Annotated in this window: 8 protein-coding genes and 1 tRNA gene; 6 read left to right on the top strand and 3 right to left on the bottom strand. The window is 57.6% G+C overall.

What is annotated here, in order from left to right:
* Positions 1-32 precede the first annotated feature (32 nt).
* From ABD851_RS11785 to dapA, 3 genes are all read left to right on the top strand, one after another.
* Positions 33-106 (top strand) — tRNA-Asp (locus ABD851_RS11785).
* Between the two features lie 136 nt (positions 107-242).
* The gene (locus ABD851_RS11780) at positions 243-1,202 is read left to right on the top strand and encodes an acetyl-CoA carboxylase carboxyltransferase subunit alpha (RefSeq protein ID WP_344979465.1); all 960 of its coding nucleotides are present in this window, start codon (positions 243-245) and stop codon (positions 1,200-1,202) included.
* A gap of 17 nt (positions 1,203-1,219) precedes the next feature.
* A complete protein-coding gene (gene dapA, locus ABD851_RS11775; RefSeq protein ID WP_344979463.1) occupies positions 1,220-2,104 on the top strand; it encodes a 4-hydroxy-tetrahydrodipicolinate synthase in 885 nt (294 codons plus the stop codon).
* Positions 2,105-2,132: 28 nt separating this feature from the next.
* On the opposite strand, the gene ABD851_RS11770 is transcribed toward dapA, so the two are convergent.
* Together ABD851_RS11770 and ABD851_RS11765 are read right to left on the bottom strand one after the other, a co-directional pair.
* The gene (locus ABD851_RS11770; protein ID WP_344979461.1) at positions 2,133-3,065 is read right to left on the bottom strand and encodes a ribonuclease Z; all 933 of its coding nucleotides are present in this window, start codon (positions 3,063-3,065) and stop codon (positions 2,133-2,135) included.
* A gap of 9 nt (positions 3,066-3,074) precedes the next feature.
* The gene (locus ABD851_RS11765) at positions 3,075-3,464 is read right to left on the bottom strand and encodes an STAS domain-containing protein (RefSeq protein ID WP_344979459.1); all 390 of its coding nucleotides are present in this window, start codon (positions 3,462-3,464) and stop codon (positions 3,075-3,077) included.
* A 241-nt stretch (positions 3,465-3,705) separates the two neighbouring features.
* On the opposite strand from ABD851_RS11765, the gene ABD851_RS11760 reads away from it, so the two are divergent.
* From ABD851_RS11760 to cmk, 3 genes are all read left to right on the top strand, one after another.
* Positions 3,706-6,243: an ATP-dependent Clp protease ATP-binding subunit gene (locus ABD851_RS11760; RefSeq protein ID WP_344979457.1), complete on the top strand. Its 2,538-nt coding sequence runs from the start codon at positions 3,706-3,708 to the stop codon at positions 6,241-6,243.
* 85 nt (positions 6,244-6,328) lie between these two features.
* Positions 6,329-9,967: a hypothetical protein gene (locus ABD851_RS11755; RefSeq protein WP_344979455.1), complete on the top strand. Its 3,639-nt coding sequence runs from the start codon at positions 6,329-6,331 to the stop codon at positions 9,965-9,967.
* 32 nt (positions 9,968-9,999) lie between these two features.
* Positions 10,000-10,692 (top strand): (d)CMP kinase, encoded by a 693-nt coding sequence (gene cmk / locus ABD851_RS11750; RefSeq protein ID WP_344979453.1) that lies wholly within the window; start codon positions 10,000-10,002, stop codon positions 10,690-10,692.
* Between the two features lie 24 nt (positions 10,693-10,716).
* Here the strand turns inward: cmk and ABD851_RS11745 are convergent, their stop codons facing one another.
* The gene (locus tag ABD851_RS11745; RefSeq protein WP_344979451.1) at positions 10,717-11,967 is read right to left on the bottom strand and encodes a 4-hydroxy-3-methylbut-2-enyl diphosphate reductase; all 1,251 of its coding nucleotides are present in this window, start codon (positions 11,965-11,967) and stop codon (positions 10,717-10,719) included.
* Positions 11,968-12,179 lie beyond the last annotated feature (212 nt).

Here is a 12,179-nt window from a genome sequence, read left to right as displayed (position 1 = left end):
CGCTCATCTTTGCACTCCCCAAAATACCGGGAGGATCGGTAGTTCAGTTGGTTAGAATGCCGCCCTGTCACGGCGGAGGTCGCGGGTTCGAGTCCCGTCCGGTCCGCAAGAGGCCCTGCTTGATGAGCAGGGCTTTTTATTTGCCGGTCAGCCGGCCGCTTTCCTCAGGGGCCGCCCTCCAAATGTTGTATAATTTACCACAGGTGGCGTATCTTTACGGCTTCGATCCAATATTCCAGGTTATGACGATGCAATTTCTTGATTTTGAACAACCCATTGCTGATCTTTATGAGCAGCTGGACAAGGTGAGGCAGATCGGTGAAAAGACCAAGGTGGATGTGCAGGCGGCTGTTCATGAGCTGGAAGAGAAAATACATGATACCCGCGAAAAGATATATGCCAACCTCAGTCCCTGGCAGAAGGTACAGCTGAGCCGGCATCCTAACCGTCCTTATACCCTGGCCTATATAGAGCGGCTCTGCGATAAGTTCATCCAGCTTCACGGCGACCGCAATGTGCGGGACGACCCTGCCATGGTAGGCGGTTTCGGGGAAATGGACGGGCAGACCATCATGTTTATCGGTCAGCAAAAAGGCATCAACACCAAGATGCGACAGCTGCGCAATTTCGGTATGGCCAACCCGGAAGGTTACCGCAAAGCGCTCCGGCTGATGAAGCTGGCGGAGAAATTTGACAAGCCTATCGTCACCTTTATCGACACACCGGGAGCGTATCCCGGTCTGGAGGCCGAAGAACGCGGACAGGCGGAGGCTATCGCGCGGAATCTTTTTGAGATGGTCCGCCTCAGGGTGCCCGTGATCTGTATCATCATCGGAGAGGGGGCTTCCGGCGGAGCGCTGGGCATCGGCATGGGAGACCGGGTCTTCATGCTGGAAAACAGCTGGTATAGCGTAATATCTCCGGAAAACTGCTCGGCCATCCTGTGGCGCAATTGGGATCATAAGGAGGAAGCGGCAGAACAGCTGAAGCTGACCTCGGGGCAGATGCACAAGTTCGGCATCGTGGATGGGGTAATCCCTGAACCGCTTGGTGGCGCGCATACCCACTACAACGAGATGGTGGCGACCCTGAAAGCGCAGATACTGGAAACCCTGGGCGAGCTGAAAGCGATCTCCCCGGAAAAACGGATCAAGCAGCGGATCGAAAAGTTTTCCCGGATGGGATTTTTTGAGGAAGCCTGATTTTTTGCATTTATAACATGATACAGCAACAGTTACGGGGAACCGGTGTGGCGATCGTAACGCCTTTTACGGAAAAAGGCGACGTCGATTATGATGCCCTGGAAAAGATTATCCGCCATGTCATCGACGGAGGGATCGATTATATTGTAAGCCTGGGCACCACCGGCGAAACACCCACCCTTTCCGCCACCGAAAAGGTGGACCTGATCCGGTTTACTTTTGAAAAGGCGGCCGGACAGGTACCGGTCGTCGTGGGCATAGGCGATTATAACACCCGCGATGTCATGAAACGGCTGGAAACCTGCCCGCTGGATGATGCCATCGCTGTGCTCAGCGTGGCCCCTTATTACAACAAGCCTTCCCAGGAGGGGCTTTTCCAGCATTATAAAGCCATAGCTTCCGCTTCACCGAAACCCATCATCCTTTATAATGTGCCGGCGCGTACGGGCCGCAACATGAGCGCAGAGACCACCCTGCGCCTGGCCCGCGAGGTGGAGAACATCGTAGCCGTTAAGGAAGCTTCCGGGGACATGGCCCAGTGCATGCAGATCATCAAAAACAAACCGGATGATTTTGTGGTGGTCTCCGGCGACGATAACCTGGCCCTGGCCCAGGTAGCCTGCGGAATGGAAGGCCTTATCTCGGTAGGAGCCAACTTCCTGACCCGCGATATCTCTGCCATGATAAAAGCCGCCCTTGATAACCGCTTTGAGGAAGCAAGGGCGCTGCAGTATAAGCTGCTCGATGCCTTCGAGCTGATGTTTGCCGAGAACAACCCGGCCGGTATCAAGGCCTTTCTGGCAGAAGCCGGGCTGTGTAAAAACGAGTTCCGCCTGCCCGTAGTGCCGGTAAGCCCTGCCCTGCAGCAGCGGATCCGCGAGTGGCTGAAAGGTTATGAATAAGAAGGCGGATCCGCGAGTGGCTGAAAGGTTATGAATAAGAAGGCGGCGGAATAATATAGCTTACCCCCTCCAGGGCTGTTTCCGTCCGGGGAAAAACCGGCCTGCACTCTTCCGCAAAGGGGTCCAGCGACTCGTATTGCGAGGAGAAATGTCCCACCAGTAATTTTTTTACGCCTGCGCGGACCGCCAGGGTGGCCGCCTGCACCGTCGTGCTGTGGTAACGGCGGAACGCTTTTTCCGCTTCATGTTCCAGGTAGGTGGTCTCATGATACAGGAGGTCGCAGCCGCTCACCTGCGGGATCAGGGATTCCGTATAGCGGGTGTCCGCGCAATAGGCATAGCTGCGGCCGGGCGGCGGCGGCAGGGTAAGCTGTTCGTTGGGTATCACCGTTCCGTCCGGGGCGGTATAATCCTCTCCCTGTTGCAGCCGTTTATAGTATTCCACCGGAATGGCGTACCGGAGGATCCGCTCCGGATCGATCTTCCTTTTCCGGTGTATTTCCCGGAAAAGGAAGCCAAAGCAGGGGATACGGTGCTGGGTGCTGAAGTAATGCACCTGCAGGTCGCCCTCGTCGAGCAGCAGCCCGGTGCCCTCGGCCGTAAGGGGGGTGAACAGCAGCTCATAGCCCAGCTGGGTGTCTGCACATTGCAGCTGCAGCTGCAGGATGGGTTCCAGCTCGGGCGGGGCATATACATGGAGGGGGGCTTTTCGTCCCGTGAGGCTGAGGCTGTTGATCAGACCGGGAAGGCCATAATAATGGTCCCCATGGAGATGGCTGATAAAGATATGGCCGATCTTGCTCCGCCTTATTTTGTACCGGCTCATCTGCATCTGGGTGCCCTCTCCGCAGTCCACAAGGTAGCGCCGGTTGTGGTAGGTGACCACCTGTGCGGTAGGCGCCCGCCCGTGGGCGGGCAACGCGGAATTATTTCCTAATATGGTGAGGGCAAAAACGGTCAAGGTTATCGGTTATAATGACTTTTCCTCCTGTTCGTTGTTCAATTCCCGTTCCAGTTCCTCCATCAGGATGAGGTCCACCGCTTCGGGCAGGGAAGGGGCGACGTTCAGATCGTCCTTCGGGTAATGCTGCCGGATCAGGGAAAGCAGGGCCGGGCGGGGCCGGGCCAGTACGCAGGAACCCTGTTCTGCGTAGCATCCCCGGTAAACTGCTAAAATGGCCTGAAATGCGCCTTCGTCTGCCTGCTCTACTTCGTTCAGATCAATGATCAGACTGGCGGGCTTTCCGGCGGTTTTACGGGCCAGAGCCTGCTGTATTTCTTCTGCCAATTTAGCATCCAGGCGGGCCGTTTCCGGCGTTAAAAGCAGGTATTTCTCTTTGGTATCAATTTTGAACTTCATGGACTCGTTCATCGTTTAGCATTTCGTTTGAACCGGTTTTAAAAAAGATACCCTTCATCCCCGTCAGAAAACTCCTTCTTTAACGCCGTTATACGAAAGCGCGGTTGTACAGCATTCCGATTTACAGATAGGCCGTATTTATTTCCAGACAAAGGAGGGTACGGCGAACCGTAAGTCAAAATTATTCGTTAATATTGTAAAAACAAGCGATCCGTAAGGGTTGCAGCCAAATTTATAACAAATGGATCAGAGCTTTTCACCACAGGTTCGGGAAATTATTTCCTTCAGCAGGGAGGAAGCATTACGGTTGGGAAACGACTTCATCGGCACGGAACATCTGCTGCTGGGCCTGATCCGCGAAGGAGAGGGCAAGGCCATCCGGATCCTGCAATCTCTGAACGTGGACCTGTACGAATTACGCAAAGAAGTAGAGCTGGCCATCAAGGATAAAGCCGGGAAAAATATCGCGAATATCAACAGCCTCCCGCTTACCAAACAGGCCGAGAAAGTAATACGGGTTACCGTGCTCGAGGCAAAGGCCATGAAGAGCCCCACGGTGGAGACCGAACACCTGATGCTTTCTATCCTGAAGAATCGGGAAAATGTATGTACGCAGATCCTGCAGCAGTTCGATGTGGATTACGATACCTTCAAGGAGGAGCTGAACATCGTGGCCTCCGATCCCCGCGCGGAATTTACCGACGACCCCAGCGAAGAAGATTTTGACGAAGAAAGAAAAAGCTACAGCACCCGCAGCACCCGCCAGTCCAATGCCAAGTCCAAGACGCCGGTGCTGGATAATTTCGGCCGCGACATCACCCGCCTGGCCGAAAGCGGAAGCCTTGACCCCATCGTGGGCCGGGAGCAGGAGATAGAAAGGGTGTCGCAGATATTATCCCGCCGCAAAAAGAACAACCCCATACTGATCGGCGAGCCGGGTGTGGGTAAGACGGCCATCGTGGAAGGGCTGGCCCTCCGCATCGTACAGCGCAAGGTATCCCGCGTGCTGTTCGACAAGCGCGTGGTGAGCCTTGACCTGGCCGCGCTCGTGGCCGGCACCAAGTACCGGGGACAGTTCGAGGAAAGGATGAAAGCCATCATGAACGAGCTGGAAAAAAACCGGGACGTCATCCTGTTTATCGATGAGATCCATACCATCGTAGGCGCCGGCGGCGCTTCCGGTTCGCTGGATGCATCCAATATCTTCAAGCCCGCCCTGTCCCGCGGGGAGCTTCAGTGTATCGGCGCCTCCACGCTCGACGAATACCGGATGTATATCGAAAAGGACGGCGCGCTGGACCGACGTTTCCAGAAGGTAATGGTAGAACCGCCCACCGTAGAGGAAACCATACAGATACTTAACAACATCAAGCCCCGTTACGAAGATTATCATAACGTCAACTATTCCGACGAAGCCATCGAAGCCTGTGTGAAGCTGAGCGACCGGTATATGACCGACCGCCTGCTGCCGGACAAGGCCATCGATGTGCTGGACGAGGTCGGCGCCCGTGTGCACCTGAAAAACATCAATGTTCCCCAGAATATCCTCGACCTGGAAAAACAGATCGAAGACATCAAGCTGGAAAAGAACAAGGTGGTCAAAAGCCAGCGCTTTGAAGAAGCCGCCGCGCTCCGCGATACGGAAAAGAAGCTGGGTGAGGAGCTGGAAAAAGCCAAAGCCGGCTGGGAAGAAGAGGTAAAGCACAAACGCTATCCCATAGAAGAGGAAAACATCGCCGAAGTGGTCAGCATGATGACCGGCATCCCCGTAAGACGGATGGTGCAGGCCGAATCCGAAAAGCTGCGGAAGATGTTTGAAGACCTGCAGGGCGTGGTGATCGGGCAGGATGAGGCCATCGGCAAGGTCACCAAATCCATACAGCGCAACCGGGTTGGGCTGAAAGATCCGAGAAAGCCCATCGGCACCTTTATCTTCCTCGGACCTACCGGGGTGGGTAAAACGGAGCTGGCCCGCTCCCTGGCGCGTTATCTCTTTGACTCGGAAGATGCGCTCATCCGGATCGACATGAGCGAATACATGGAAAAGTTTACCGTAAGCCGCCTGATCGGTGCGCCTCCGGGTTATGTGGGATATGAGGAAGGGGGGCAGCTGACGGAGAAAGTTCGTCGTAAGCCATACTCCGTGGTGCTGCTGGACGAGATCGAGAAGGCGCATCCCGATATCTTCAACATCCTGCTGCAGGTGCTGGACGATGGTGTGCTTACCGACGGCCTGGGTCGCAAGGTGGACTTCAAGAATACGCTCATCATCATGACCTCCAATATCGGCGTCCGTCAGCTCAAGGATTTCGGCGCAGGCGTGGGCTTTGCCACCGCAGCGCGCAACCAGAGCGATGAGGAAAACGTCAGGGCGGTCATTGAAAAAGCGCTGAAGCGGACCTTCTCCCCGGAGTTCCTGAACAGGATCGACGACGTTATCATCTTCAACTCCCTGACCCGGGAAAATATCTTCCGCATCATCGATCTGATCATGAAGGATGTCCTGAAGCGGCTGGATAACCTGGGCTTCAACCTGGAGCTGACCGAGGAGGCCAAAGCCTTTATCGCGGAGAAGGGATACGACGTGCAGTTTGGCGCCCGTCCCCTCCACCGGGCCATTCAGAAATACCTGGAAGATCCGCTGGCGGAAGAGATACTGAACATGCACATCAAGAACGGGGATACCCTGCTTGCCGATTTCGACAAGGAAAACGGGAAGATCGTATTCTCGGCCAAACACCCCTCCAAGAACAAATCCGAGAAGTCGGAAGCTTCGTAATCCATAAAAGACCCTGCCGGGCGGCTGTTGACGAAACATCCGCCGGCGGGGTTCTTTTTTTTACAGCAAAGCCACGGTCCAGTAAGTGAAAAAATGGCTCACCAGATCATTGTATGTGTTAGCCGGGCTCCTCTTGTTACTGACCGCGTGGACCTGGTGGGTGTACCATGATGTGGTACAGCAGCTGAATGCGCTGCGTACGCATACCGTCGCCCGTTATTACCGTGTGGATTTTAAAAAGATCAGCCCCGACTTCCTGAAGGGCAGGATCCGCATCGAGGATTTCCGGATATTTCCTACAGACAGCGCGCTGCAATTGCTGGACGCCGGCCGCCTGCCTTACCTGGTCAGGGGCAGCTTTGCCACCCTGCAGCTGAGCGATATCGCCTGGGGACGGATAGTGTACCGCGAGCAACTGGGTATGGGTGCAGCCATCGTGGATCATCCCGCCCTCACCTATCTTTTCAACGGCAGCAAACCGGATACCGCCATCCTGGCCGGGGCGCTTCCCCTGTCCCTGGACCGGGAAAACCGTCTCCCCCTGTATATCAGCCGTGCCCGCCTCCGCAACGTGGCGCTCCGGATAGAAGACATCACCCACCGGCAGCCCCTGCTGCAGCTGGACTCTACCACCATTGCGCTCACCGGTCTGTCGGTCAGCGACTGGGATGCCGATCAACCCCTGCGTTACCACACCTGTGATATCCGGCTGCAAAACTTGGAAACCACCCTGCTGCCCGGCCACCGGCTCAAGGCGGGCCGGATAGACATCAGCCTGCAGGACAGCTCCCTGAAGATCATGCACCCCGTGCTGACCACCCTGCCCGGTCCGGCTACCGTGCCGGTACAGCTGCATATCACCATGGATGCGCTGCTGGTAAACGGGCTGGATATCCCTGTGCTGCTGGCTTCTCAAACGGTAAAAGCGGCCAGCGTCAGGCTCTTCCGGCCCGAGGTGCATTTTCGTCTTCTGGATACCGTCACGGCCGCGCCCACGACTGCGGGCAGAAAATTGATGCCCGAGCTGAGTCTGGACCTGCGCCGGGTGCAGCTTTCCCATGCCCGCCTGCTGATGGTTCCTCCGGGAATGCCCGTAACCGGAGCCGATCCGGAAAAAGCCCTGCTGGAAGGAAACCGGGTGAATATCCTGCTGCGCGGTTTTCATAAAACGCCGGGGAAGGGGATATCCTGCAGGGATGTGACGCTGGACGCGGAAAAGCTTACCCTGCATTGGCTCCGGCACCGCATCGAGCTGCGACGGCTTCGCTATGGCATGCAAAAACAGGAGCTGAGCGCCGGCTCGCTGACGGCCGCTCCCCTGGCCGCTGCGTCAGCCGGAGACCTAAGGCTCCGGCTGAACACCGGCCGGTGGACGGCTACGGGATGCTCGATCGAGCAGCTTTTGCTGGAGCACCGCCTTTCCCTGACGCAGATCACGGCAGACAGCGGACAGCTGGAAGTGGATCTGCCCGCCGCCCGGGAGGGGCGTGCAGGCACAAAAAACCGGCATCCCACTTTCCCCGCCCTGGCCGGCAGCCTTTGCCTGCATCACTGGAGCCTGCTGATCCGCGACAGGGGAGGGCGGCCTGCCGGTGTGTATACGGACCTGAACCTCTGTACGGATACCCTGGACTTTCCTGTTCTCGCCCGTGAGCCCCTGGCCGTATTACCCCGCCTCAGGCACCTGGATGCAGCGGCGGCGCGGATACCGCTGCCCGGCGAGGGGAATGCGCTGGCGCTGGAGGGCCTGCAGTGGCAGCAGCCCGGCCGGATCACGGCGCAGCACTTTTCAGTCCGGCTCACCCGGGATGACGCCCGGATTTCCCTGCTCGGAGACGATGTGGATGGCCGCCATGTGGAGCTCCCGCTTTTGTTCCGCTCTCCCGGGAAAACCATCCGGATGGACAGTCTGCTGATCGGTAAGATCACCCTTGCCGCCCTCCAGGGCAATGCTGCAGAGCGGCAGGATCCTTTAAAACGCCTGCAGCAGCTGCTGCAGGGTTTCCCCCTTGCCGTTGCGGTCAGGCATATACAGGTGGCCTCCTGGGGGCTGAACCTGGAGCAGCCGGGTCAGCAAAGCCGTCCTATCCGGGCAGACAGCGCCCAGGTGCATATCCGCGGGCTGACCTATACTCCGGCAGAGGGCCAATGGCATTATGCCGGTTTTCTGGTGCTGCTGCCGGGCATCACCCTGGACCCCTTGCCCGGCTATACCCTGCGCACGGATACCGTGCTGCTGGATCTTAAAAAAGGAAATATCGTGGTGCGGGCTCCCGGCCTCTTTGCTTCGGAACGGCAGCAACCCTGGAGGGTATCGGTAAACGTACAGGCCGACCGGGTAAGACTGGACGAAGTGGATATGCAGCTCCTGCTCGAACGGCAGCTGCTGCGCGCGGGACGGCTGCAGGTGGACCATCCCGTGCTGGATCTGCGGCTCCGGCCCGGTTTGCGGAATCCCGGCAAATGGCTGCCGGATTCGATGCAATATCCTTTTTTCTTTCAGCATATCAATATCGAAAATGCCGATATACGGGTCGCGCGCGCGAATGACAGCCAACCTCTTTTTACCATCCGGGACGCCCGCTTGCTGATGGACGAATTCCGCACGCTTCCTCCGGCGGATACTTCGCTGATGGACTTCCAAAGGCTGCAGCTTTTTTCAAATGCCTTTAATGCCCAGACGGAAGACGGGCACCGGCTCACCATCGGGGATTTTCAGCTGGACAGCCGGGGGCAAACCGTGCATACGGGTGCAGTGCAGTTTACCCCACCCACCGATCCCGTTACTTTTTCCCGGTCGCTGAAGACCGGGGAGGACTGGGTGAAGGCCGGTGCGGAGGGCGTGGACATCCGCCAGTTCAACATAAGGGCCTTCCTGAGCTCCGGCGTGCTGCATGCCGGCTACGTCGCGGTGCGCCAACCGGTGATCCAGGCCTACCGGGATAAGCGCGTGCCACCCCCTACCGCTTACCGGCCGCTGCCGGTAAGCCGCCTGCTGTCTGCCCGGCTGCCGGTGTATATCGACACCCTCGGCTTCAGCGGGGGGCGGATTACCTACGAGGAAAAAGCCTTGCCGTTGGCCGGACGGGAGGTGTCCAAAACGCCGCCCCGGCCCTATACCACCAGCATCTATTTCAACGGCGTGGAGGGATGGGCGGCCCCGCTGACCACCCTGCCCGCCAGGCCGGGAGTGCCCCGCTACCTGGACATCGACGCACATGCCCGGCTGATGAACAGCGGCTCGCTGGAAGCATTTATCCGGTTCAACCTCGAGCGTGATGCCAACGATTTCATGGTGCAGGGCCGTCTGCAGCACTTCCCGGTCGGCGACCTGAACAGCCTGCTGGAACAGGCCGCCCGCGTGCGTTTTGCCGGGGGACAGGTGGACAGCATCGCCTTCTTCTTCCAGGGAAACGACCGCCTGGCCAGCGGACGCCTCCGGGGATATTACCAGGGACTCCGCCTCGATCTGGTGGATGCCGACCAGGAACGCCGCTCCTGGGTGCTGAACAAGCTGGTTAATATCTTCATCCGTCGCAATAACTCGGCAGGTGAAAAAAAGCCCTATATCGCGACCATCCACGTGAAACGCGACCCCACCAAGGGCATCTTTAACTATTGGTGGAAGGCCCTGCGGTCAGGGCTGGTGGATGCGGTGCTGCCCTTCCGGGAGGGTCGGAAAAAGGAGATCCTGCGGGAGCGGCTGCAGGGCCGGAGAAAGTAGCCGGCAAAAAGTATCTTTGCATCCCACACACCATGAAAAAGATCATCATTGCCATAGACGGGTATTCCTCCTGCGGGAAAAGCACCCTGGCCCGGCAGCTGGCCCGGGAACTGCATTATACCTATCTTGACAGCGGAGCCATGTACCGTGCCATTACCCTGTACCTGATCCGGGAAAAGATATCGCCGGAGGATGAAAAAGCGGTGGAGCAGGCCCTGCGGCAGATCACGCTGAGCTTTGTTCCCGATCCGGCGGGCGGTACAGCCCATATGTGCCTGAACGGAGAGGATGTGGAGCATCCCATCCGGGATATGGAAGTAGCCGGGAAGGTTAGCGCGGTGGCGGCGATCGGGGCGGTGCGCCGGTTTGCCGTGGCGCAGCAGCAGCGCATGGGCCGGGATAAGGGAATTGTGATGGATGGGCGCGATATCGGCACAGTGGTATTCCCCGATGCCGAGCTGAAGCTGTTTATGACCGCCGATCCGGAGGTCCGCGCCCTGCGCCGCTATAAAGAGCTGAAAGCCAAAAACCTGTCCGTGACCCTTGAAGCGGTGAGAGAAAACCTCCGGCAGCGCGACCACCTGGATGAAACCCGCGCCATCAGTCCGCTGCGCAAAGCCCCCGATGCCGTAGTGCTGGATAACAGCCATATGACGGCCGCCGAACAGCTTGTTTTCGCCCTGAACCAGGTAGCGGAAAAATGTCCCGCCGTGGGCGGGCTATAGTTCTATATGCCGGCGGAGCCCCGGTCATTTTGCCGTCCCTTCGTTCTGCCGCGTATAGTGCTTTACCATTTCGTCGATCTTATCCTCCAGCCCGTAAAAGGCCAGCAGCTTCCGCAGCACGCCTTCCACCAATGCGTCCGGACAGGAAGCCCCGCTGGTGAGCATGATCCGCAGCGGTTCTTTTTCCGGCAGGAAACCGCTGCTGTGCAGCTCCTGCTGGGTATGATAGTTCCAGTGCAGGATTTCGTGACGTGAAAGCATTTTTTCTTCGGAAGAGATAAAATAGGTCGGCAGCTGCTGTTCGCACAGCTCTACGAGGTGTGAGGTGTTGGAGCTGTTGTAGCCGCCTACGACGATGGCCAGATCGGCATTTTCACGAAGCATGCCCAGGATGGCGCTCTGGTTGTCGTTGGTGGCGTAGCAAAGCGTATCCCGGGTGTCGGCAAAGCGGTCGAAGGCATTGGCCGGACTGAGCCCGTATACTTCGGTCATGACCTCCTTGATATGGTCGGCTATGGACTGGGTTTCGGTGGCCAGCATGGTCGTCTGGTTCACAACCCCCACCCGCTGCAGGTCCTTTTCTACATCAAAGCCGTTGGAATACTGCCCTTTAAAAATCTCATAGAAGCGCCCCGGCGGTTCCGTGCCGCGGATGAAGGCCGTAAGCTGCTGCGCTTCTTTCAGGTTGCGCACCACCACGGTGGGGGCGTGGGCGCGACTGTGCGAAAAGGTTGCCCGCGTTTCTTCATGGCCCGGCTTGCCGTGCACGATTACGGTATAGTCTTTTTTACCGATGGCTTCGGCCTTGTTCCATACCCGTTCCACAAAGGGGCAGGTGGTATTGTAACGGAGGGGCGTTACCCCGCGGGCCTGCAGCTGTTCTTCGATCTCGAGGGTGGTGCCGAAGGCAGGGATAATGATGATATCGTCGGGACGGAAGGTATCCCAGGGAATGAGCTGTTTGCCGGCCGTGTCCATGATAAAGCGGATACCGCGCTGTCTCAGGTCCTGGTTGACATGCGGGTTATGGATCATCTCGCTGAGCAGGAAGATGCGCTTGCCGGGGTTTTCGTCGAGCGCCCGGAATGAGATCTCAATGGCGTTCTCCACGCCATAGCAAAATCCGAAATGGCGGGCCAGCAGCACCTGCACAGGCCCGAAATCGAGCATGGTGGGGAGAAAGTCTTTTTTCATCCGGTCCTGCTGCTTCCGCCTTTCCTTGATGGCGCTGATCAGCGGGCTGCGGTATATGATGGGGATGTTAAACGTTTTCATGCATCAGGTTTCGGTCCTCCCCGGCAACCCGGCACCGCCCGGGAAAGGCTTTCTGACAAAGATAGCAAATGCTGTGCAAAGCCGCCCCTGCGCCCCCTGCCGCCCCCGTTTTTTTACCGGGAAGGCCTGCGGAAACGCTTTATTTTATTAAAAAATAACCTTACCTTTGCCCTCCCAAAAAGATTCGGACAAAACCGGTCTTCAGAAATTTT

Origin of the sequence: Compostibacter hankyongensis (assembly GCF_039541075.1) — a bacterium.
Classification (GTDB): Bacteria; Bacteroidota; Bacteroidia; order Chitinophagales; family Chitinophagaceae; genus Compostibacter; species Compostibacter hankyongensis.
The sequence above is the reverse complement of the archived record's forward strand: the minus strand, read 5'-3'. Positions and strand labels throughout refer to the sequence as shown.

Excerpts from the sequence above, each read along its gene's own strand:
- dapA (WP_344979463.1), top strand. The coding sequence starts at position 1,220 with ATGATACAGCAACAGTTACGGGGAACCGGTGTGGCGATCGTAACGCCT.
- cmk (WP_344979453.1), top strand. The coding sequence starts at position 10,000 with ATGAAAAAGATCATCATTGCCATAGACGGGTATTCCTCCTGCGGGAAA.
- ABD851_RS11745 (WP_344979451.1), bottom strand. The coding sequence starts at position 11,967 with ATGAAAACGTTTAACATCCCCATCATATACCGCAGCCCGCTGATCAGC.
- ABD851_RS11760 (WP_344979457.1), top strand. The coding sequence starts at position 3,706 with ATGGATCAGAGCTTTTCACCACAGGTTCGGGAAATTATTTCCTTCAGC.
- ABD851_RS11765 (WP_344979459.1), bottom strand. The coding sequence starts at position 3,464 with ATGAAGTTCAAAATTGATACCAAAGAGAAATACCTGCTTTTAACGCCG.
- ABD851_RS11780 (WP_344979465.1), top strand. The coding sequence starts at position 243 with ATGACGATGCAATTTCTTGATTTTGAACAACCCATTGCTGATCTTTAT.